Origin of the sequence: Cypionkella sinensis, from assembly GCF_042646385.1 — a bacterium.
GTDB classification, from domain to species: Bacteria; Pseudomonadota; Alphaproteobacteria; order Rhodobacterales; family Rhodobacteraceae; genus Cypionkella; species Cypionkella sinensis.
Genome location: NZ_JBHRTO010000001.1, coordinates 1,614,824 through 1,636,084, shown reverse-complemented (window position 1 = coordinate 1,636,084; position 21,261 = coordinate 1,614,824). Strand labels below are relative to the sequence as shown.

19 protein-coding genes are annotated in these 21,261 nt (G+C 62.2%); 11 read left to right on the top strand and 8 right to left on the bottom strand.

The genetic code is table 11. The features are described from left to right. Positions 1–5: 5 nt before the first annotated feature. From ACFOGH_RS08180 to ACFOGH_RS08160, 5 genes are all read right to left on the bottom strand, one after another. Positions 6–1,124: a DNA polymerase III subunit delta' gene (locus ACFOGH_RS08180; RefSeq protein WP_380072580.1), complete on the bottom strand. Its 1,119-nt coding sequence runs from the start codon at positions 1,122–1,124 to the stop codon at positions 6–8. Next, positions 1,121–1,738 carry a dTMP kinase gene (gene tmk / locus ACFOGH_RS08175; RefSeq protein ID WP_380072579.1) on the bottom strand — a complete coding sequence of 206 codons (618 nt, stop codon included), beginning with the start codon at positions 1,736–1,738 and terminating at the stop codon, positions 1,121–1,123. The genes ACFOGH_RS08180 and tmk overlap by 4 nt, the downstream gene beginning before the upstream one ends. Next, positions 1,739–2,896 (bottom strand): D-alanyl-D-alanine carboxypeptidase family protein, encoded by a 1,158-nt coding sequence (locus tag ACFOGH_RS08170; RefSeq protein WP_380072578.1) that lies wholly within the window; start codon positions 2,894–2,896, stop codon positions 1,739–1,741. A gap of 4 nt (positions 2,897–2,900) precedes the next feature. Further along, the gene (locus tag ACFOGH_RS08165) at positions 2,901–3,785 is read right to left on the bottom strand and encodes an SPOR domain-containing protein (RefSeq protein ID WP_380072577.1); all 885 of its coding nucleotides are present in this window, start codon (positions 3,783–3,785) and stop codon (positions 2,901–2,903) included. Between the two features lie 166 nt (positions 3,786–3,951). Beyond that, the gene (locus tag ACFOGH_RS08160) at positions 3,952–5,061 is read right to left on the bottom strand and encodes a class II histone deacetylase (protein ID WP_380072576.1); all 1,110 of its coding nucleotides are present in this window, start codon (positions 5,059–5,061) and stop codon (positions 3,952–3,954) included. A 173-nt stretch (positions 5,062–5,234) separates the two neighbouring features. Here ACFOGH_RS08160 and ACFOGH_RS08155 point away from each other — a divergent pair, with 173 nt between their 5' ends. From ACFOGH_RS08155 to ACFOGH_RS08120, 8 genes are all read left to right on the top strand, one after another. Further along, a complete protein-coding gene (locus ACFOGH_RS08155; RefSeq protein WP_380072575.1) occupies positions 5,235–6,164 on the top strand; it encodes a lipid A-modifier LpxR family protein in 930 nt (309 codons plus the stop codon). Positions 6,165–6,516: 352 nt separating this feature from the next. After that, entirely contained in the window at positions 6,517–7,383 is an 867-nt protein-coding gene (locus ACFOGH_RS08150) for a Hint domain-containing protein (RefSeq protein ID WP_380072574.1), read from the top strand. A gap of 176 nt (positions 7,384–7,559) precedes the next feature. After that, positions 7,560–8,180, top strand: coding sequence for a 30S ribosomal protein S4 (rpsD, locus tag ACFOGH_RS08145; RefSeq protein ID WP_380072573.1), 621 nt, complete (start codon positions 7,560–7,562; stop codon positions 8,178–8,180). A gap of 68 nt (positions 8,181–8,248) precedes the next feature. After that, positions 8,249–8,782, top strand: a complete 534-nt coding sequence (locus tag ACFOGH_RS08140; RefSeq protein WP_380072572.1) for a TIGR00645 family protein — start codon at positions 8,249–8,251, stop codon at positions 8,780–8,782. 7 nt (positions 8,783–8,789) lie between these two features. Beyond that, positions 8,790–10,205 (top strand): homospermidine synthase, encoded by a 1,416-nt coding sequence (locus ACFOGH_RS08135; RefSeq protein WP_380072571.1) that lies wholly within the window; start codon positions 8,790–8,792, stop codon positions 10,203–10,205. Between the two features lie 394 nt (positions 10,206–10,599). Further along, a complete protein-coding gene (gene hisC / locus ACFOGH_RS08130; RefSeq protein ID WP_380072570.1) occupies positions 10,600–11,685 on the top strand; it encodes a histidinol-phosphate transaminase in 1,086 nt (361 codons plus the stop codon). Continuing rightward, on the top strand, positions 11,682–12,617 hold the full coding sequence (locus tag ACFOGH_RS08125) for a prephenate/arogenate dehydrogenase family protein (protein ID WP_380072569.1): 936 nt from the start codon (positions 11,682–11,684) through the stop codon (positions 12,615–12,617). The genes hisC and ACFOGH_RS08125 overlap by 4 nt, the downstream gene beginning before the upstream one ends. Positions 12,618–12,619: 2 nt before the next feature. Then, the gene (locus ACFOGH_RS08120; RefSeq protein ID WP_380072568.1) at positions 12,620–13,459 is read left to right on the top strand and encodes an extensin-like domain-containing protein; all 840 of its coding nucleotides are present in this window, start codon (positions 12,620–12,622) and stop codon (positions 13,457–13,459) included. On the opposite strand, the gene ACFOGH_RS08115 is transcribed toward ACFOGH_RS08120, so the two are convergent. After that, a complete protein-coding gene (locus tag ACFOGH_RS08115) occupies positions 13,456–14,454 on the bottom strand; it encodes a DUF2125 domain-containing protein (RefSeq protein ID WP_380072567.1) in 999 nt (332 codons plus the stop codon). The two genes, ACFOGH_RS08120 and ACFOGH_RS08115, sit on opposite strands and share 4 nt — an antisense overlap. A 79-nt stretch (positions 14,455–14,533) precedes the next feature. On the opposite strand from ACFOGH_RS08115, the gene ACFOGH_RS08110 reads away from it, so the two are divergent. The 3 genes from ACFOGH_RS08110 (at position 14,534) to ACFOGH_RS08100 (ending at position 17,925) form a co-directional block, all read left to right on the top strand. Continuing rightward, positions 14,534–15,064, top strand: coding sequence for a gamma-glutamylcyclotransferase (locus ACFOGH_RS08110; protein ID WP_380073980.1), 531 nt, complete (start codon positions 14,534–14,536; stop codon positions 15,062–15,064). Between the two features lie 73 nt (positions 15,065–15,137). Further along, positions 15,138–16,331 (top strand): biopolymer transporter ExbB, encoded by a 1,194-nt coding sequence (locus tag ACFOGH_RS08105; RefSeq protein WP_380072566.1) that lies wholly within the window; start codon positions 15,138–15,140, stop codon positions 16,329–16,331. A gap of 1 nt (position 16,332) precedes the next feature. Continuing rightward, positions 16,333–17,925 (top strand): peptidoglycan -binding protein, encoded by a 1,593-nt coding sequence (locus ACFOGH_RS08100; protein WP_380072565.1) that lies wholly within the window; start codon positions 16,333–16,335, stop codon positions 17,923–17,925. A gap of 23 nt (positions 17,926–17,948) precedes the next feature. Here the strand turns inward: ACFOGH_RS08100 and ACFOGH_RS08095 are convergent, their stop codons facing one another. Beyond that, positions 17,949–18,899, bottom strand: a complete 951-nt coding sequence (locus ACFOGH_RS08095) for a M23 family metallopeptidase (protein ID WP_380072564.1) — start codon at positions 18,897–18,899, stop codon at positions 17,949–17,951. Continuing rightward, the gene (clpA, locus tag ACFOGH_RS08090) at positions 18,896–21,217 is read right to left on the bottom strand and encodes an ATP-dependent Clp protease ATP-binding subunit ClpA (RefSeq protein ID WP_380072563.1); all 2,322 of its coding nucleotides are present in this window, start codon (positions 21,215–21,217) and stop codon (positions 18,896–18,898) included. The genes ACFOGH_RS08095 and clpA overlap by 4 nt, the downstream gene beginning before the upstream one ends. Between the last annotated feature and the right edge of the window lie 44 nt (positions 21,218–21,261).

Sequence of the window (21,261 nt, the reverse complement as noted above, 5' to 3'; positions counted from 1 at the left end):
CACCTCTAGGCCAGCTCTGCCGCCGTCTCGTTTATATGCAGAACCATATCCATCAGAAGGGCGGCAGGGTCAAGGTTCACCGCCTTGCCACGCCGTGCCCGCAGGCCCAGGTGTTGCGCGGCATCGGCCCAGACCCGCGCATGTGCGGGCGTGGGGGACAGACGCGCGATCAGATCGCCTTCGCCGCGTGCGGCTTCGGGCGGCAGATATTGCAGCGTGCCCGCGCGGGCGAGGCGGGCGAGGAATAGGTCGAGCAGGGTGACGATCAGTTCAAACTGCGCCTCGGCGCCTTTGCCAGCCCCCGCCTCGGCCAGCGCTTGCGCGCGGGGGCGATCCAGCCGGGGCAGGGTGCCGAACAGCCGGATCAAGCTTTCATACAGTTTCAGCCCGTCGAGGTTGGTCATCCGAAATGCCTCACCCACCGAACCGCCTGCCAGTTCGGCCAGTGCGATGCGATCTTCGGGGGCGACTTCGCCGCCTGCCTGTGTCAGCGCATCCGACAGATCCTCGGGGTTCAGCGGGGCAAGGCGCAATTCGCGACAACGCGAGCGTATGGTGGGCAAAAGTTTCGCGGGTTGGTGCGAGATCATCAGGATCGTGACCCGCGGCGGGGGTTCTTCCAGCAGTTTCAGCAGCGCATTGGCGGCGGCGACGTTCATGTCATCAATGGAATCGATGATCGCCACCCGGCGACCGCCGTCGGCTGCGGATAGGGCGAAGAAGCTTTTCATCTTGCGCACTTCTTCCACCGAAATCACCGTCTGCAACTTGTCGCGCTTTTCATTGGGCGCGCGGCGCAACAGGAACATCCGCCCCTCGGTCAGCGCGGCCAGCCGGTGTGACACTGGATGGCTGTCGGGAATGTCGAGACTGTCGGGCGGGGGGGCTGCAAACATGCCGCCGTCATCCTCGGGCGTCGCCAGCAGAAACCGCGCGATGCGCCAAGCCAGCGTGGCCTTGCCCACGCCGCGCGGGCCGGTGATCAGCCAGCCGTGGTGCAGCCTTGTGCCGTTGAACGCTTGCAGGAAGGTGGCCTCGGCCTGCGCTTGCCCGATCAGCCGCGCGGTGTGGCGCGGGTGCGGGGCACCTTCGATTGCGTCGGGTTCTGGCAGATCGTCTGTCATAGCCGTGCCAGCACGGCGGCCAGAACATCTGCCGCTACGGCATCGGGCGTGCGCGCGCCGTCGATCACGCGAAACCGCGCCGGATGCGCGGCGGACAGCGCCAGAAAGCCATCGCGGGCCTTTTCCTGCACGCCCAGCCCCATGCCCTCGAACCGCATTTCTTTTCCCGCCCGCGCGACGGCGCGTGCAAGTCCTTCGGCGGGATCAATGTCGATCAGCACGGTCAGATCGGGTTCCACGCCGATCATCAGCGCGTGGAGCCGGTCCACCGTGTCGCGCAGATCGCCGCGTGTCAGGCCTTGGTAGATGCGGGTACTATCGGCAAAACGATCCGAAATCACCACTTCTCCGCGCGCCAGTGCCGGGCGGATGGTCTTTTCCAGATGGTCGCGCCGCGCGGCGGTGAACAGCAGAAGCTCGGTCTCGGTGGACCAGCGGTCTGCGTCGCCTTCCAGCACCAGACGGCGAATTTCCTCGGCCCCGGCGCTGCCGCCCGGCTCGCGGGTGTGGCAGACCGTGAGGCCACGCGCGCGCAGGGACTCGGCCAGCAGGCGCGCCTGCGTAGATTTGCCCGACCCGTCGATGCCTTCAAACGAGATGAAAATGCCCGGCATTCAGCTAGCGGGCGTGCCGATGTATTCCGCGCGCAGCTTCAGCGCCGCCGTGGTCAGGCGCTTCATGAAGCCGCCTTTCGCCACATCGGCTTCGGCCAGCAGGGCCACGCGATGCTCGGGCAGGCCCGGCACGGTGATTACCAGTTGCGCCACTTCGGCACCCTTGGCAATCGGGGCTTCCAGCGGGCCGGTGTAGACCACTTGCGCCTGCAAACCATCCTGCGCCAGTGCCGGGATCAGCAGCTTCACATCCTGTGCAGGCACCAGCCCCACCGTATCGGCATCGCCCATGAACACCGCCGCCTGCGCCACTTGTGCCCCGGCTTTCACCACGGTTTTCAGCGCAAACTGCCGGAACGCCCAAGTCGCAATCCGCTCGGCTTCCTCGGCGCGCTCGGTGTCCGAGGTCATGCCCGAGATCGCGAACACAATGCGGCGCTCGCCCTGCTTGACCGAGCCGACCATGCCATAGCCCGCCTCTTGGGTGTGGCCGGTTTTCAAACCATCCGCGCCAATGTTCAACGCAAGCAAGGGGTTGCGGTTGTGGGCATTGGCAGGCGCGCGGTTTTTGTAGTTGAATTCGGTCTGGCCGAACACCGGATACAGATCGGGGAATTCTTCGATCAGCCGCACCGACAGCAGGCCCAGATCCTTCATGCTCATGCGTTGACCCGGATCAGGCCAGCCGCTTGCATTGGCAAAGGTCGATTCCGTCAGCCCCAAGGCACGGGCGCGTTCCGTCATCTGTTCGGCGAAGGCGGCTTCGGTGCCTGCCAAGCCTTCGGCCACCACCACGCAGGCATCATTGCCCGAGTTGATGATCATGCCGTGGATCAGCTCTTGCACCGTGGGCCGGTCGCCTTGTTGCAGATACATGGTCGAGCCACCGGCTTCGGTGAAGCTGACCGCATGGGCCGACACCGCAAAAGTGGTGTCCATGGTCACGCGGCCATCCTTCAGCGCCTCAAACAGCATGTTGACCGTCATCAGCTTGGACATCGACGCAGGCGGCAGCGAGGCTTCGCCGTTCTTGTCCATGAGCACGGTATGGGTGGTGACGTCATAGACCCATGCCGCCGTCGCACGGGTTTCGAATGCATGGCCCGGAAGGCAGGCGATCAGAAACAGGGCGGCTGCGGAAAAGAAACGCAAGATCATTCGGTTAGCCTTTCAGGAAATAGGCGTCCTTGAATCCCGCCTGCTTGATTTTACCCATCAGGGCCTTGTCGCCGCGCGCGGTCACACTCCAGAAGCTTTTGCCTTGGGCGGATTCGCTGCGGATATCGGCGGTGATGCCTGCGGCTTTCAACTGATCCGCCGCGCGCTTGGCGTTGGCCTCGACCGAGAAGATGCCGACCTGGATCAGACCGCCCTTGCCACTGGCCGCCGGAGCCTTTGGTGCAGCCGGGGCGGGGGCGGGCGCTGCGGTTGCGGGCTTGCCGCTGGCGGGCACGGTTGCAATCGGCGGGGCCGTAGGTTTGCCGCCTTTCGCAGGCTTGGTCGGGGCTGCTGCGCCGGGGATCGGGTCCAGCGTTTCGGTGGCAACGGTTTCGGGCGCATCCAGAATGGGTTTGGTGGCATCTGGCGCGGATTTGGCGGCTTCTTCGCGCCGCAGTGCCGTGACCGAGACTTTGCCGGGTTCACCCGCGAGCAGGCCCAAAGCCGCTGCCGCATCGGATGAGATTTGAAGTTTCGGCCCCGGATTGTCCAACTCGCGCCGGAACAGCGCGCCGATCACGAATTTGCCGTTGGCGGTGTTGCGCAAAATCACCCGCTCGGGGTCTTTGGCATCCGGCGAAGCCACCCAAACGCCACCCAGCGAGGGGCGGCCATCCCAAAGCGCCTGATCGGTGGTCTGGAAAATCGAGGGGTCTTCGACATCGCGGTCAACCAGCTTGACGGATTTCGACGTCGCAGGCGCCGCACCCTGCGCCGCCCCACCTGCAGGCGTTTTCGCGGCCAGAGGGCCGTTGCCCTCTTGGCAGCCGGTCAAAAATGCCGCCACCGCAACCGCCACCATCCATCGCTGCATTGCCAACCCCGTCATGCTCTGCTCCTCTGCGCTTATGATCCTGCGCGATTTCCCACCTTGTGGTGGCGTTTCCACTGCCCTTTGGGCGGTTATGGCGGCATGATACAGTCTGGCGCAAGCGCAGGGAAGGGTGTGCTTTGCCTTGGGCGGAAAACCTTCGTGATCAGCCGAAAACGCGCGATCAGCCGAAAACCTTGGCCGCCTGCACCGCGAGCCTTGCGCGCTGAAACGTGACCATATCGGCGGGGGGCTGTTGCAGATCAGACATTTCCAGCAGCGGGTCGATCACCGGGCTGCGGATGCCCAGCAGTTCCTCGACCACAGCCAAGCCGCAGAACGGCACATAGATGTCCGAATAGCCGCCCTCATGCGCCACCACGATTTTGCCTTCGCACAACTCATCCGCAAGCCCGCGCAGCTGCCGCGCCATCAGCCGGTAGGTTTCCGAGGTTGCCATCATCCGCGCCAACGGATCGACGCAAGACGCATCATAGCCCGAGGCCACCACGATCAGATCGGGGTCAAACGCACGCAGCGCGGGCATCACCAGCAGTTCGAACGCATCGAGATAGGTCTGATGGCCGCAGCCCGCCAGCAGCGGAATGTTCAGATTGGCACCAAGCCCCGCGCCTGCACCGCGATCCTCTGCGCCGCCATAGCCGGGGGGAAAACAGTTTTCCTGATGCAGCGAGATCGTCAGCGTATCGGCGCGGTCATAAAAGATCGTCTGGGTGCCGTTGCCGTGATGCACATCCCAATCCACCACCGCCACCCGCAGCGGCCCGTGCTTGGCCCGCACCGCCTCCAGCGCCACCGGGATATTCGCCAGCAGACAAAACCCCATCGGCGCATCGGGCAGACAATGGTGGCCCGGCGGACGTGACAGCGCATAGGCCCGGTCGGCAGCCCCCGTCACCACATCCTCGACCGCCTGTTTGACGAGACCCGATGACAGTTGCGCAATCTCGAAACTGCCCTGACCGAAGGGGGCGAAATGCGGCGGGATATTGCCGCCGCCTGCATCCGACATCGCCTGCAACTGGGTCAGATAGCCGGGCGTATGCACGCGCAACAGATCTTCGCGGCTGGAAGGTGCGGCCGATCGCACATGTAGCTGCGGCCAGATCCCCGCTACCTCGAGCAGGTTCTTGAACCGCCGCTTGGTTTCCGGGTTTTCCGCAAACCCCGTCGCCGAGGGCGGCTGCACATAGCCCCCGACCGGCATGAACAGCGCCTGTTCCCCGCCCGTGTGCCACAGGCAGCGCTCGTCATGGTAGAATGTTGTTGCCATCACACATCCCTTCGCGGCGAAAATTCTTTCGCATTAAGATTATGTTTTCCATCTTCTTGCCATAGTGCAAATGCAACACCAGCAGAGACGTCGCGCAGGTGCGGCAGATTAAACGATAAAAAAGCGTGGTTTGTGGCAGAATAATGCCGGATGCCGCCGTGTTGGGGACTGTTATGTTGAGCTATGTCAAAAACCTTGTGACCTCTGCTGCCGTGATCGCAGCGACTTTGGCCGCAACACAGTCGGCGCAGGCTGAAGACCGGGTGACGCTGGGTTGGGGCCGGATGTTCACCAACGATGCCTTGGGCGATCAGAAAGACCGTTGGCGCACTGGCGGCTATCAGGTCAGCCGTATCCGCGGTTATTCCTGGAACGGCGCCTTGCCCACCACACCGGGCGAGATTCTGGAATTCCGCGCCTCGGCGCAAATTATTGCTCCTGAAGATCTGGTGTCTCCGCCGCCCACAGACCGCCGCTATGCCGCGCAACTGTCGTTTGGCTTACACACCCAGTTCGATTGGCATGGCAATGATGTCAGCATCGGCAGCGACCTTGTCTTGCTTGGCCCGCAAACCGGGATCAGCAATTTCCAGAAATGGGTTCACAATATGGTCGGGCTGGAAGAACCGACCGTGATTGATGATCAGATCGGCAACGGCATCTATCCGACGCTGGATGCGGAAGTTGGGCGCAAATTCGCGCTTGGCGACCGCGCCGAAATCCGCCCCTTTGTGCAGGCGCAGGCCGGGGTGGAAACTTTTTTGCGTGTTGGGGGTGATCTGGTGATCGGCACCTTGGGGCGTGACGATCTGATGGTGCGCGATAGCATCACGGGCCAACGCTACCGCGCCGTCGAAGGCACGCGCGATCAAGGCGTCAGCATTATTCTGGGTGGCGATATCGCGCGGGTGTTTGACTCGGCCTTGTTGCCCAGCGATGGCGTCGCCACGCTGACGGAAGACCGCTCGCGTCTGCGCGCCGGGATGCACTGGCAGGGTGAGAAAGCCTCGGTATTCTACGGCGTCACCTATCTGAGCAAAGAATTCGATCAGCAACCCGAAGGCCAGTTGGTGGGCGGGCTGAATCTGAACCTGAAGTTCTGATCTCGCGAATCGCCTGACAACAAGGTTTCAACGCAAGGTTGTATTCGGCAACATTCACTTACTTTGTTGCCTTTTTGCCATAGGAATTCCGCTAACCCTCTGTTAACGTTTCCACATAAGAAACAAAAAAACGAGCAGGCAAACAGGCATGAAAACGGGCTCTCTGGGCACGTTCGTCATCTCCTGGTCACAGACAGAAGTAGACGGCCTCAAGGCCGCATCCTTGGACTTACTCAGCGTGGGCGCCGCATGGCGCTGGACGGGTGCAGCCGTGCGCGTGGATGGTCCTCAGGGGTTGCTACTTTTGGAACAGGCTGAAGGGGCGGCGGATTTACGCAAAAGGGCGGCGCGCATGGTGCGCCGACTGGTGGGTGTAGCGGTGGGCGGCGAGGTTAAGCCGGAATTTGAGGCAGACCCCTATCCCGATCTTCCCGATCAGGGCTTTATCGTCACCGACGGGCATCAGTCTTTCACCGTGACGATCATCCCGGTGCCGGATACAGGCGCGCATCTGCTCATGCTGGTCGGCGATCTGCCGCCCTGCGATCAGGATTTGTGGGTGGTGCGCACCTCGATTGACCGCACGCATTCCGGGGCAGGGGCGCGTGTGGCGGGGGGCGTGATCTGTTTCACCCCTGACACGCGGATTGCGACGCCCGACGGGGTGCAGCAAATCCGAAATCTGCGCAGCGGCGATATGATCCTGACCCGCGACAATGGCCCGCAAGAGGTTCTGTGGACAGGCCATCGACGTATGTCCGGCGCGCGGCTTTATGCGATGCCGCATCTGCGCCCGATCCGGTTCAAGGCCAATTCGATGGGGCTTTACCGCCCGGACGAAGACTTGCTGGTCTCGCCGCAGCACCGGATGCTGGTGAAGGGCGCGGCCTCGCAGGCGCTGTTCAACACCTCCGAAGTGTTGGTGGCCGCCGAAGATTTGGTCAACGATGCGACCATCGCCGTGGATCATGTGCTGCGCGAAGTCACTTACGTGCATATCCTGCTGGAGCGGCACAATATCGTCTGGGCCAACGGGTTGGAGACCGAAAGCTTCCATCCGTCGAACACCGCGCTTGATACCGTCGATCCGGTGCAGCGCGAAGGCTTGCTGAATATCCTGCCCGAAATCGCAGATAATCCGCACGCTTACGGCGATTATGCGCGGCGCAATATCTCGGGGTCCGAGGCTGCGATCCTGCGGCACGAATTGGCGGCATAAACTGCGCCACAGCGGTTGACTCTGCTTTGGCCGACTGTATAAGCCCCCCAAGTCCCGGATGAAAGTCCGGGGCTTTTCATTGGTGTTGGTGGACTTCGCGAGAAGAACCCTGTCGGCCGAAGCGTAAAGCGGGTGCAAAGGACAACGCCCTTCATATCGAACGAAGGAGATCAGCCGTGACCAAACGCACGTCTGCCAAGTACAAAATTGACCGCCGCATGGGCGAAAACATCTGGGGCCGTCCGAAATCCCCGGTGAACAAGCGTGAATACGGCCCCGGCCAGCACGGCCAGCGCCGCAAGAACAAACTGTCGGATTTCGGCACCCAGCTGCGCGCCAAGCAAAAGCTGAAGGGCTACTACGGCGATCTGACCGAGAAGCAATTCCGCAAGATCTACACCGAAGCTGAACGCGTCAAAGGCGACACCGGCGAGATGCTGGTGGGTCTGCTGGAGCGTCGTCTCGATGCCGTCGTCTACCGCGCCAAGCTGGTGCCGACCGTGTTCGCCGCCCGTCAGTTCGTGAACCACGGCCACGTCACCGTGAACGGCCAGCGCGTGAACATCGCGTCTTACCGTGTCAAAGAGGGCGACATCATCGCTGTGCGCGAAAAGTCGCGTCAACTGGCGATCATCGCAGAAGCCCTGGCTTTGACCGAGCGTGACACCCCGGACTATCTGGAAATCGACACCAACAAACTGACCGTGAAGTTCATCCGCACGCCGGGTCTGGGCGACATTCCGTATCCGGTCGTGATGGAACCGAACCTGGTCGTCGAATATTACGCGAAAAACTGATCTCTGCCCCACGGCAGATTGGGGCCCGCCTTCATGGCGGGCCTTTTTGTTTTCAACTGGAGGCTTTCATGTCAGACAAACCCACGCTTGAATCAAAGTTCGAACAGGGCCTGTTCGCCAGCCGCTGGCTGATGGCCCCGATGTATCTGGGGCTGGTGGTCAGCCTTGGTATGCTGGTGGTGATCTTCGTGCGCGAGTTGTTCTATTACGCGCCGCAGGTGCTGACGATGACCGCCGATCAAAGCATCCTGACGGTGTTGACCCTGATTGACCTGAGCCTTGCCGCCAACCTTTTGCTGATCGTGCTGTTTTCCGGCTATGAGAACTTTGTGTCCAAGCTGGACATCACCAGCAACGACCGCCCCGACTGGATGGGCAAGGTCGATTTCTCGGGCCTGAAAATGAAGTTGATCGCCTCGATCGTGGCGATTTCGGGTATTCATTTGCTGAAGGTTTTCATGGGTTTGGGAAAGCCGGATTCCGCCTATCCCGTGACCACAGACACCCTGCGCTGGATGGTGATCATCCATTTGACCTTTGTGATTTCGGGCGTTTTGCTGGCGCTGATGGATTGGCTTGCCGCCAAGACCGACAAGCATTGAGAGCATCATGACCTACAAGACCCACGCCCGCATCGACGGCCCCTTGGTGATGATCGGCTTTGGCTCGATTGGCCGTGGCACCTTGCCGCTGATCCTGCGCCATATTGATTTTGACCGTGACCAGTTCACCGTGATCGAGCCTTCTAGCGAATATGCGGGCCTGCTGGCCGAGCATGGCATCAAGCACCTGCAACTGGCACTGACAGAAGCGAATTTCGCCGAGACCCTGCGCAGCCTGTTTCCGAACGGGCAGGGCTTTGTCGTCAATCTGTCGGTGGATGTGGACAGTATCGAGTTGATGAAGCTGTGCCAGACCCTTGGCGTGCAATATATCGACACGGTGGTGGAGCCTTGGCCGGGGTTCTACTTCAACTCGCCGCTGCCGAACGCCGAGCGTACCAACTATCCCTTGCGCGAAAAGGTCCGGGCTTTGGGCAAGTCCTATCCCGGTGGCCCGACGGCGGTGTCGTGCTGTGGTGCCAATCCCGGCATGGTGTCTTGGCTGCTGAAAGAGGCGCTGTTGCGTCTGGCTGCCGATACGGGCGTGAAGGCCGATCCGAAAACCCAAGCAGATTGGGCGCTGCTGGCGATGACCTTGGGCGTCAACGGCGTACATATTGCCGAGCGTGACACGCAAGTGTCGGCCCGCCCGAAACCGCAGGGCACGTTCGTCAATTCGTGGTCGGTCGATGGCCTGCTCTCGGAAGGCTATCAGCCCGCCGAACTCGGCTGGGGCACGCATGAGAAAAAGCTGCCGCCGAACGGGCACAAGTTCAAATCCGGCCCCGGCTATGCGATCTGGATCGACCGCCCCGGTGCGGATACCCGCGTGCGCTCGTGGTGCCCGGATGTTGGCCCGCAGTTTGGTTTGGTTGTCACCCACAACGAATCCCTGTCGATCCCGGATTATTACACCGTCTGGGACGGCCCCCGCGCGCTGTATCGCCCGACCTGCCACTACGCCTATCACCCGTGCCCCGATGCGATCCTGTCGTTGCACGAGACCAACGGCGCGGGAAAACTGCCTGAAAACAAGCACATCCTGACCGCGGATGAGATCACCGAGGGCGGCGATGATCTGGGCGTGTTCATCTATGGCCATGCCAAGGGCGCGATGTGGTATGGCTCGCGCCTGACCATTGCCGAAGCCCGCGCGCTGGCCCCCTACCAGAATGCCACGGGGATGCAGGTGACGTCCGCCGTGCTGGCCGCGATGGTCTGGGTGGCTGAAAACCCCCGCATGGGCTTTGTCGAAGCCGATGAGATGGATCACGCCCGCTGCCTAGAGGTTCAACGCCCCTACCTTGGCCGGATCGAGTGCCACTACACCGACTGGACCCCGCTGCAAAACCGCATCAACCGCTTTGCCGAGGATCGCGATGACAGCGACCCGTGGCAGTTCACCAACTTCCTCGCGGTTTGAATCTCTGCAAGTCTGAGGCATTTGCGCAAGGGTTAAGGGGGCATTCCCCTTGGTCAATCTGGCGAAGGCCATCGCCTTCGCCAAGCGGTGCAGGTGCCGCTGAAACTGCCGGGCCTCAAAGGCCCGGCCAGCGCCCGACCAGCCCATGGCGGGCGCTTCTCGCCCGCCGGGTCGGGCACTGGTCTCTTGGGCGGATTGCTGAACCGACTACAGGGTGAAACCGCCCACGCAGGCGGGGGAAACGCAATGCGTTTCCTGTTTCCGCCCGGACCTCGGGTATGCAAGCGCATGATTGTCGATCTCCATTCGCCCCTTGCGCAACCTTATCGGCTAAATCCTGCTGGCATTGCGCCGCCCCCCTCGCTAAAACCCCGGCCAACAGGTGAGGTATCCGATGAACGACGCAATCCGCCCGCAGCCCGGCATCATGGACATCGCCCTGTATGAGGGCGGCAAGGCCGCCATCGCAGGCGTGACCAATGTGCTGAAGCTTTCGTCGAACGAAAACCCGTTCGGCCCGTCTGACAAGGCCAAGGATGCTTTCGCGCGCTCGGTTCACAACCTGCACCGCTATCCGTCCACCGACCACGCCAATCTGCGCCAAGCCATTGCCGAGGTGCATGGCCTCGACGCCGCTCGGGTGATTTGCGGCGTCGGCTCGGATGAAATCATCACCTTCCTGTGCCAAGCCTATGCCGGTGCCAAGGACGAGGTGGTGTTCACCGAACACGGCTTTCTGATGTATCGCATCTCGGCGCTCGCCGCCGGGGCGACTCCGGTCGAGGTGGCCGAGCGTGAACGCACCACCGATGTCGATGCGATCCTGAAGGCCTGCAACCGGCGCACCAAGCTGGTGTTCATCGCCAATCCCAACAATCCCACTGGTACGATGATTTCGGCGGCCGAGATCGAACGCCTTGCCGATGGCCTGCCGCCGCAAGCTATCCTTGTGCTGGACGGCGCCTATGCCGAATTTGTCGAGGGCTTTGACGCGGGCCTTGCCCTGATCGAAAGCCGTACAAACGTGGTCATGACCCGGACCTTCTCGAAAATCTACGGGTTGGGCGGCTTGCGCATCGGCTGGGGTTACGGCCCCAAGCAGATCATCGACGTGCTGAACCGCATCCGTGGCCCGTTCAACCTGTCGAACACGCAGTTGGACACCGCAGAAGCCGCCGTGCGCGATCAGGATTACGTCAACCGTTGCCGCAACGACAATGCCCGGATGCGCAGTTGGCTTGCGCAGGCTTTGGCCGAACTGGGTATCCCGTCTGACACCTCGCTTGCCAATTTCATCCTTGCCCGCTTTGCTAGCCCGGAAGAGGCCGAGGCCTGTGATTTGTTCCTGCAAAAGCAGGGCCTGATCGTGCGCCGCGTCGCCAGCTACAAACTGCCGCAATGCCTGCGCATCACGGTGGGGGACGAGGCGTCTTGCCGCCGCGTCGTCCATGCGATTGCGCAGTTCAAGGGTGTGAAATGACGCAGATCTACAGCCGTGTGGCGCTGATCGGGCTGGGGCTGATCGCTTCGTCCATGGCCCATGCCATGCGCGCAAACGGCTTGGCGGGGCAGATCGTTGGCCATGCCAAATCTGCCGAAACCCGCGCCACCGCGCTGGAAATTGGCCTCTGCGATCACGTCTATGCCACGGCAGCCGAGGCGGTGCAGGGCGCTGATCTGGTGGTTCTGGCGGTGCCTGTGGGCGCAATGGCTGCGATTGCCGCGGAAATCGGCCCGCATCTGGCGCCGGGCTGCACCGTTACCGATGTGGGGTCGGTCAAGCAGGCCGTGGTTGCCGCCGTCTCGCCCTATATCCCTGAGGGTGTTCAGTTTATTCCCGGTCATCCGATGGCGGGCACCGAATATTCCGGGCCGCGTTCCGGGTTTGCGACGCTGTTTCAAAACCGCTGGTGGTTGCTGACGCCGGCGGAGGATGCCGATGCCGCACAGATCGCCAAACTGCGCAACCTGCTGGAAGGCATGGGGGCGAAGGTGGATGAAATGGACGTGGCGCATCACGATCTGGTGGTCGCGGTGGTCAGCCATGTGCCGCATGCCATTGCCTATACGATGGTGGGTGTTGCCGATCACATGCGCCGGGTGTCGCAATCCGAAGTGGTGAAATACTCCGCCGCTGGTTTCCGCGATTTCACCCGCATTGCGGCGTCAGACCCAACCATGTGGCGCGATGTGTTTCTGACCAACAAAGACGCCGTGCTGGATATTCTGGGTCGCTTTGCCGAGGAATTGTTCGTGCTGCAACGCGCCATCCGCATGGGCGATGGCGACTATCTGCACGACTACTTCACCCGCACCCGTGCGATCCGTCGTGGCATTATCGAGGCCGGGCAAGACACCTCGGCCCCCGATTTTGGCCGCAACCCCGCGTCAAAACCCGAGGGCAAGGCGTAACCATGCGGGCCATTGGCCCCCTGCTGCTGTTCTGCGCCAGCCTTGCGGGGATGGCTATGGCCGAGGCCCCCGCAACCTCGCCCCGCCCGCAGCAACGGCCAGCCGCCGCTGTCAGCGCCGAGCCTACACCCGCCGCGATCTTGCGGCCACGCCACCGCCCTGATGGCCTGGCCGCCGCGCCGCAACCTGCACCCGAAGCGGCAAACACGCTGCAAACCGCGACCTTCTCTGCCATGCCGCGCCCGCATGCGCGGCCAAAGGGGTTGGTGGCTGCAGACGAACAGGTCGCGGATGAAGAACCACAAGCCAGCCAAAAACCCGATAAAAAACAAAGCCGTAAAGGCTCGGTCTGCGGTGATCCTGACATTCGCGGTCAGGAAATCCCCGCCATCACCTCAAAGACCAAAGGCTGCGGCATATCCGAACCTGTCCGCGTCACCGCCATCAACGGTGTCCCGTTCAGTCAGCCCGCCACCTTCGATTGCGACACCGCCCGCGCCCTGAAACGCTGGATGCGTGAGGGCATGGCCCCCGCCTTCGGCAACCGCGAGGTGGTGCAACTGCACATCTTCGGCAGCTACATGTGCCGCAGCCGCAACAATGTGCGCGGCGCGAAAATCTCGGAACACGGGCGCGGCAAGGCGGTGGATATCGCGGGCTTTGTGTTCTCGGATGGCAAGGAATGGACGGTAGAGCGCGACTACAACAAACAGATCCGCCGCGCCCAGAAGGCCGCTTGCGGCATTTTCGGCACCACGCTTGGCCCCGGCTCAGACGGTTATCACGAGGACCATCTGCACTTTGACACCGCCGAGCGGCGCGGCTCTGCCTACTGCCGCTAGGCCCCGCTTACGTCGCGCATCCGCGGCGCTGGCCCAAGGGGCAGGGGCCCCAGCACCATGCCGCCATCCTTGCAGATCAGTTTGATCTGCAGCACCTCCAGATCGCCGCCCTGCGCTGCGACAATGCCCAGCATCCGCTCGACCGTCGGGGCCACATCCGGCTTCACCAGCCCCAGCGCGACCAGAATCGGCGGCAGCCGCTTCCACCCCTCGACCCTCAGCGCAATCTCGCCCTCGGCCAGCCCATCCGGCCCGGCGGTGAGCGTGCCTGTCGCAGAAAACTTCAGCGCGCCCCATGTCACGCGGGTATCGGTAATCTCCAGCGCGTTCAGTTGCGGCTTGGTCTGCGCTGCGTTGCGGTCCAAGGGCGCGGTCAGCACCGCATCGGCATCAACGAACACCTCATCTACCAGCTTTGGCAGATCGGTCGTGGCCAGCGCCTGCATCAGCGCCGCATCCGGCGCGATCCCGGCCACTTTCACCCCCAGCCGATAGGAGTTGGCCCGCGTCGCATCCTCCATGGCCGAGGCGACGGCAGATGCAACGCCTACCTGCCAGCCGCTATCCGAGTTCAGCACCAGCCCATGCGCCTCGCCCACCAGTTCATACAGGGCAAGTGCCGTCGAAGGATGCACCTGTACGCTGGCGCGAATGTCATCGGATATGACAGTAACCTTTTGATCCGGCAAGGTAATCACTTGGCCCGAGGGCAGGGCCGCAATCACATGCCACGGCTTCCACGTCATCGCGTAGACCTGAACGAACGGGCTTGTCACCTGCACGCCCTTCGCCGGATCGGCCAGAACCACATCCGACACCGTCAGATCAAAGCGGTTCGGAATGCCATGCACCTCGACGCCCGAAGTGCTGACCACCCCCGGCGGTTGCGCCGCAATCCACGCCTTGACGCCGCTTTCAATCTGCGACGCCCCCACCCACCAATAGCCGGTCCAGACCGCAGTCGCCGCCAGCACAATCCAGATAAGCGCGCGCATCCTCGCCCCTTTTCTTTGCTTTGCCCAATGCTTACACCTAACCCGAACGAAGGGATAGCCAATGCCAGACAGCGCAGAAATTCCACAACCGCTTTGGGTGTTCGGCTATGGATCGCTGATCTGGAACCCCGATTTTCCGGTGGCCGAACAGCGAATCGCGCGCGCAACCGATTGGCACCGCAGTTTCTGCATGCGCTCGATCCACCATCGCGGCAGCGTCGCGGCACCAGGCCTTGTGCTGGCACTCGATCACGCGCCGGGGGCTGTCTGCGATGGCGTCGCCTTCCGCGTCACACCGGGGGCCGAAGCCGCGACCCTGAGTGCCCTGCGCGAACGCGAGCTGATTTCCTCGGCCTACCTCGAAATCACCCTGCCGCTGACTTTGGCCGATGGCCAGCAGATCACCGCGCTGGCCTATGTGATCGACCCCGACCACGACCAATATTGCGGCAATCTGCCCTTGGCCGAACAGGCGCAGATCATTGCCACCGCCGTGGGTGGGCGCGGCCCCAACCGCGATTATCTCTTTGCCACCGCCGATCATCTGGCCAGCCTTGGCATCGCCGACCCCGATCTGGCGTGGCTTTCCACACAAGTTCGCGGCCTGTAAGGGTTTTACTTGGCTTGAGGCCGTCGCGTGCTATGCTTGAGCAGAGCAGAACATCGGGGCGGAACCGACCAAAATGGAAATACCCAAGGCCGCGCAGACGACCTTTTTCAGCCAGCCGATCCGGCAGATTGTCACCATGCTTTTGGCGGTGGCGCTGGTTGGCGCAGGTGCGTGGCTGATCCATGGCACGGTGGCCGGGATCATCGCCACCAATCCGCTGCTGAACGGCTTTATCATTGTGGTGTTCAGCCTTGGCATCATCACCTGCTTTTGGCAGGTGATCACGCTGATGCAATCGGTGGCCTGGATCGAGCGTTTCGTGCGCCACGAAACCGGGTCCGAAGATGCTATCCCGCCGCGCCTGTTGGCCCCCCTCGCGCAACTGTTGCGCGCGCGCGGCGCGCGGATGCAGATATCGTCATCCGCCTCGCGCACCATCCTTGAATCGGTGGAAACCCGCATAGATGAGGCGCGCGATATCACGCGCTATCTGACCAACCTTTTGGTTTTCCTTGGTCTTTTGGGCACGTTCTACGGCCTTGCCACCACGGTTCCCGCCATTGTCGAAACCATCCGCTCGCTTGCGCCCCAGCAGGGCGAAAGCGGCATGGATGTGTTTGGCAAGCTGATGAAGGGCCTTGAAAGCCAGTTGGGCGGCATGGGCACCGCGTTTTCCTCCTCGCTTCTCGGCCTTGCAGGCTCGCTTGTCGTTGGCCTGTTGGAGCTGTTCGCCAGCCACGGCCAGAACCGTTTCGCGCGCGAGTTGGAGGAATGGCTGTCCTCGATCACCCGCGTCGGTTTTTCCAGCGGTGAGGCTGAGGGCGGTGAGGCGGGCGTTACTTCTGCCGTTCTCGACCATATGTCCGAGCAGATCGAAGTGATGCAAAGCCTGTTTGCGCAGGTCGAAGCCAACCGCTCGGGCGTCGAACAGGGTCTCGCGGGTCTGGAACAGGGCCTCGCCGATCTGACCGCCGCCGTCGCGCAACTCGGCCAGCGGGCCGAGGCAGAAAGTGGTCAGACTGCCGCGCTTAACCGCATCGCCGAAGGGCAAGAGCGTTTGATCGCAGCCCTCGTCGGGGCCGAAGGTGGCGCCCATTCCGATGCCGAAAGCCGGATGCGTCTGCGCTCGATCGACGTGCAACTGCTGAGAATCCTTGAAGAAATCTCTGCCGGGCGGCAAGAAAGCATCGCCGATCTGCGCGGCGACATCTCGGCACTGACGGCCTCGGTGCGTCAGCTTGCGCGCAACGCGCCCGCGCGGGGCTAAGATGGCGCTGCGCCGCAAACGCGACTCTGCGATGATCTGGCCCGGCTTTGTCGACGCTGTCACCACGTTGTTGATGGTGCTGATGTTCGTGCTGACCATCTTCACCGTGATGCAATCGGTTCTGCGCGACACCATCACCACACAATCGACCGAGTTGGACAGCCTTACCGCGCAGATCTCAGGCCTCGCAGATGCCTTGGGGCTAGAGCGGCAAAAAGTCAGCGATTTGCAGGGGCAGGTCGGCAGCCTGACCGCCGATCTCACCGAAGCGCAGGCCAAGGGCGAGCAGCAATCGGCGCTGATCGCCACCCTCACCGGCCAGATCGCGACCAAAGAAGGCGAACTCGCCGCAGCCCAAACGCGCATCACCAGCTTTGAAGAACAGGTTGCCGGGCTGTTGTCGGAACGTGACGCCGCGCGGGGGCAAGTGGCGGATTTGGAGGCCGAAGCCGCCAAGCAACTGACCGAGAAACAAGCGCTCGACCTCGCCCTTGCCAAAGCCCGCAGTGAAATTGACGCCGGGGCCGAAGCCGCCCGCCTTGCCGCCGCTCGCAGTGCCGCGCTCGAGGCTTTGCTGGCCGATCTGAAAACCAAAGCCGATGCCAGTGCCACCGATCTGAAAGCCGCCCAGACCAAACTGACCGAGGCCGAAGCCGCCCGACTGGTCGATGCCGCAGCCCTGACCGCCCTGCGCGACAAGCTGAAAAACTCGGATGCCGAACTGACGGCGATGACCTTAGCCCTTGAGGAACAACGCAAAAAGGCCGAAGACACCCTGACCCTGCTTGCCGCCGCCAACACCAAAGCCGCGCAATCGGCCACGGCGGGCGACAAACAGGCCACGCTTCTGGCCACCGCGCAGGCGGCCCTGACCGCCGAACAGCAGAAATCGCTGGAAGCCGCCCGCAAGATGGAAGTGCTGAACCAGCAAATCGCCGCCCTGCGCGTGCAGTTGGGGGAACTCCAAGGCCTGCTTGATGCCTCTGCCATCGCCGATTCCAGCAACAAGGTGCAGATCGAAGCTTTGGGCAGCCAGTTGAACGCCGCCTTGGCGCAGGTCGCCGCCGAGCAGAAGAAGCGCGCTGAATTGGAGGCGGCCGAGCGGGTGCGGCTGGAGACCGAAAACGCCGATCTGGCGAAATTCCGCAGCGAATTCTTCGGCCAGCTTTCGCAACTTCTGGCGGGGCGGCAGGGCGTGCGGGTGGTGGGCGACCGTTTCGTGTTCTCGTCCGAGGTGTTGTTCAACCCCGGCTCGGCTGATCTCGCCCCGGAAGGGCAGGCCCAGATTGCTGATGTGGTGAAGATCCTTGACGAAGTTGCGGGCAAAATCCCCCCCGGCATCGACTGGATCATCCGCGTCGATGGCCACACCGATAACGTGCCCTTGTCGGGGACGGGGGAGTTCAAGGACAACTGGCAGCTTAGCCAAGCCCGCGCTTTGTCGGTGGTGCGCTACATGCAGGATCAGCTTGGCTTCCCACCGCAGCGCTTGGCGGCGACCGGGTTTGGTGAATATCAGCCGGTGGCCCCCGGAGACACGCCGCAGGCCCGCGCACAGAACCGGCGGATCGAATTGAAGCTGACCGAGCGGTAATCTATCCATCGCAAGGGTTCAGGTTACTCGCCCACGCTGATCTCGATGCTCTGCCGCCCCAATTCCACCCCGCGCCGCTGCAAGATCACCGCGCCCTGATAGCGCCCCTCTGGCCATATCGCCGCCTTCAACTTGCGCCCCACTGCGCGAAACGCCTGCGCTTGCGGCTTTTCGATCACCGAGCGTTCAGTCAACACATCGCCCGCAGGCCCGGTCAGCCGGAACAGCACCGCATCGCCCGCCTGCAGGCCGAACATGAAGCCCCAGACCACCAGAGCAGGGGCGGTCGCGGGCAAATCCGGGCTGGCAAGCCCCGCCTTGATCGCGGCATAGTCGGGAACAGCAGGGCTGATGCCCACCGCAAGCATCCCGCCGGGTTGGTAGGGCAGGGCATCGCGCCATAATTCCGAACCCGTCGCCCCACAACCTATCCGCGGGCTGCCGAGTGGGGTTTGCGGCGCGAACGGGTCGATCTTGTCGGCGTTGTGGCGCACCGACAGATGCAGATGCGGGAAGGCGGCGTTGCCGGATTGGCCGATCTGGCCCAGCACCTGCCCCTCGGCCACGGCTTGACCTGAAGAAACCCGCACAGAGCCTTGTTTCATATGGCAATATTGCGTCTGCCAGCCGTCGCCGTGATCAATCAGCACGCCATTGCCGCAGTCTTGCCCCGCAGGAAAGGCGGCGAAATCGGCGACACCATCGCGGGTGCCCAGCACTGTTCCGGCACTTGCCGCCAACACATCCACCCCCGCCGCCATCGCCGCACGGGTTGGCAGGGCGAAATCGGTGCCGTCATGGCCATCGTAGCTTAAACTGCCGCAGGTGAAATCATCCGCCTCGGCGCTGGGGTCATGGTCGGCATATTGCTGGATGTAGCAGGTTTTGCCCAGATCGCAGGCCACCGGCAGCGCCAATTCAAAGGCCCCCGCCGGGAAGGCGAGGGCCAAAGAAATTGTTAAAGCCTTGATCATTCTGCCGTCAGCAGCGGCGGCCTTTGCCCGGTCAGGCGGGCCTTTTGCGGTTCTTCAAAGGTCAGCGACAACTCGCCGTCCTTGACGCCCACATGCACCGTGCCGCCTTTGGTCAGTTTGCCGAACAGCAATTCCTCGGCCAACGGCTTTTTGATGTATTCCTGAATCACCCGGCCCAAAGGCCGTGCGCCCATCTTGTCATCATAGCCCTTGTCACCCAGCCAAGCTGCGGCTTCCGGCGTCAGATCAATATGCACGTTGCGGTCCATCAGCTGCGCCTCAAGTTGAAGCACGAACTTCGACACCACCTCCATGATCACCTCTTTGCCCAAGCGGGCAAAGCTGATCACGGCGTCCAGACGGTTGCGGAATTCCGGCGTGAAGGTGCGTTCAATCGCGGCGGTATCCTCGCCCGTGCGGGCGGCGCGGCCAAAGCCGATGGATTCCTTCGATTGCTCCATCGCCCCGGCGTTCGAGGTCATGATCAGGATCACGTTGCGGAAATCCACCGTCCGGCCGTTATGGTCGGTCAGCTTGCCGTGGTCCATCACCTGCAACAGGATGTTGTAGACATCCGGATGCGCCTTTTCCATCTCATCGAGCAGCAGCACGCAATGCGGGTCTTGATCGACGCCATCGGTCAGCATACCGCCTTGGTCAAAGCCAACATAGCCGGGCGGCGCACCGATCAGGCGGCTAACTGCATGTTTCTCCATGTATTCCGACATATCAAACCGCAGCAGCTTCACGCCAAGGGACGAGGCCAGTTGTTTGGCCACTTCCGTTTTCCCCACACCCGTCGGCCCTGCGAACAGATAGTTGCCGATGGGCTTTTCCGGCTCGCGCAGGCCAGCCCGCGCCAGTTTGATCGCCGAGCAAAGCGCTTCAACCGCCTTGTCCTGCCCGAACACCACGCGCTTCAGGGTCTTTTCCAGATCGCGCAGGGTTTCGGCATCATCTTTCGAGACCGATTTCGCCGGGATGCGGGCAATCTTGGCCACCACAGCCTCAATTTCCTTCACGCCCAAGGACTTGCGCTTTTTCGAATCCGACAGCAGATGCTGCGCAGCCCCGGCTTCGTCGATCACGTCAATGGCGCTATCAGGCAGTTTGCGGTCGTGGATATAGCGCGCCGCCAGTTCCACCGCCGATTTGATCGCATCATTGGTGTAGCGCAGGTCGTGGTGTTCCTCGAAATGCGGCTTTAGACCCATCAGGATCTTGATCGCATCCGGCACCGAAGGCTCGTTCACGTCGATCTTCTGGAAGCGCCGCGACAGTGCACGGTCCTTCTCGAAGTGTTGACGGAATTCCTTGTAGGTGGTGGAGCCCATACAGCGCAGCTTGCCACCAGCCAGCGCCGGTTTCAGCAGGTTCGAAGCATCCATCGCACCGCCGCTCGTCGCCCCCGCACCGATCACGGTGTGGATTTCGTCGATGAACAGGATCGCGTCGGGGTGATCTTCCATTTCCTTGACGACCGCTTTCAGGCGTTCTTCAAAGTCACCGCGATAGCGGGTACCTGCCAGCAAAGCGCCCATGTCCAACGAATAGATCGTCGCATGTGCAAGAATGTCAGGCGTTTGTTTATCCACGATTTTCTTGGCCAAACCTTCGGCAATCGCGGTTTTGCCCACGCCCGGATCACCCACCAGCAGCGGGTTGTTCTTGCGACGGCGGCAGAGCACCTGAATGGCACGCTCCACCTCATCCTCACGCCCGATCAGCGGGTCGACATCGCCCTTGATCGCCTTGACGTTCAGATCCACGCAGTATTTCGACAGCGCAGATTCCTTGGCCTCACCAGCCTCGGCTTTTGGGGTTTCGTGGTGGTGTTCTTCTGCCCCCGTCACCGGGCGCGCCTCGCCATAGCTGGGGTCTTTGGCGACGCCATGGGCGATGAAATTCACCGCGTCATAGCGGGTCATGTCCTGTTCTTGCAGGAAATAGGCCGCATTGGATTCGCGTTCGGCGAAAATCGCCACCAGCACATTGGCGCCGGTGACTTCGGTGCGGCCCGAGCTTTGGACATGGATCGCAGCACGCTGGATCACCCGCTGGAACGCGGCGGTGGGCACCGCTTCCGAGCCTTCGACGTCTGTGACCAGTGTCGACAGATCGTCGTCGATAAACTCGTTCAACGTCTTGCGCAGATCGTCGAGGTTGACCGAGCAGGCCTTCATCACGCGGGCCGCATCGGGTTCGTCGATCAGCGAGAGCAACAGATGCTCCAGCGTGGCAAGTTCATGGCGACGGGCATTGGCAAGCGCCAAAGCACCGTGGATGGCTTGTTCGAGGGTCGTCGAAAATGATGGCACTTGGTCGTGCTCCTGTCCTGCGGGTCGGACGGGCGAGTGGCCCT

Coding starts and splice junctions, on each gene's coding strand:
- ACFOGH_RS08180 (WP_380072580.1), bottom strand. CDS start 1,124: ATGACAGACGATCTGCCAGAACCCGACGCAATCGAAGGTGCCCCGCAC.
- ACFOGH_RS08125 (WP_380072569.1), top strand. CDS start 11,682: ATGACGCAGATCTACAGCCGTGTGGCGCTGATCGGGCTGGGGCTGATC.
- ACFOGH_RS08140 (WP_380072572.1), top strand. CDS start 8,249: ATGTCAGACAAACCCACGCTTGAATCAAAGTTCGAACAGGGCCTGTTC.
- ACFOGH_RS08120 (WP_380072568.1), top strand. CDS start 12,620: ATGCGGGCCATTGGCCCCCTGCTGCTGTTCTGCGCCAGCCTTGCGGGG.
- ACFOGH_RS08170 (WP_380072578.1), bottom strand. CDS start 2,896: ATGATCTTGCGTTTCTTTTCCGCAGCCGCCCTGTTTCTGATCGCCTGC.
- ACFOGH_RS08115 (WP_380072567.1), bottom strand. CDS start 14,454: ATGCGCGCGCTTATCTGGATTGTGCTGGCGGCGACTGCGGTCTGGACC.
- ACFOGH_RS08160 (WP_380072576.1), bottom strand. CDS start 5,061: ATGGCAACAACATTCTACCATGACGAGCGCTGCCTGTGGCACACGGGC.
- ACFOGH_RS08165 (WP_380072577.1), bottom strand. CDS start 3,785: ATGACGGGGTTGGCAATGCAGCGATGGATGGTGGCGGTTGCGGTGGCG.
- ACFOGH_RS08095 (WP_380072564.1), bottom strand. CDS start 18,899: ATGATCAAGGCTTTAACAATTTCTTTGGCCCTCGCCTTCCCGGCGGGG.
- ACFOGH_RS08150 (WP_380072574.1), top strand. CDS start 6,517: ATGGTGCGCCGACTGGTGGGTGTAGCGGTGGGCGGCGAGGTTAAGCCG.
- tmk (WP_380072579.1), bottom strand. CDS start 1,738: ATGCCGGGCATTTTCATCTCGTTTGAAGGCATCGACGGGTCGGGCAAA.
- ACFOGH_RS08105 (WP_380072566.1), top strand. CDS start 15,138: ATGGAAATACCCAAGGCCGCGCAGACGACCTTTTTCAGCCAGCCGATC.
- ACFOGH_RS08155 (WP_380072575.1), top strand. CDS start 5,235: ATGTTGAGCTATGTCAAAAACCTTGTGACCTCTGCTGCCGTGATCGCA.
- ACFOGH_RS08100 (WP_380072565.1), top strand. CDS start 16,333: ATGGCGCTGCGCCGCAAACGCGACTCTGCGATGATCTGGCCCGGCTTT.
- ACFOGH_RS08135 (WP_380072571.1), top strand. CDS start 8,790: ATGACCTACAAGACCCACGCCCGCATCGACGGCCCCTTGGTGATGATC.
- hisC (WP_380072570.1), top strand. CDS start 10,600: ATGAACGACGCAATCCGCCCGCAGCCCGGCATCATGGACATCGCCCTG.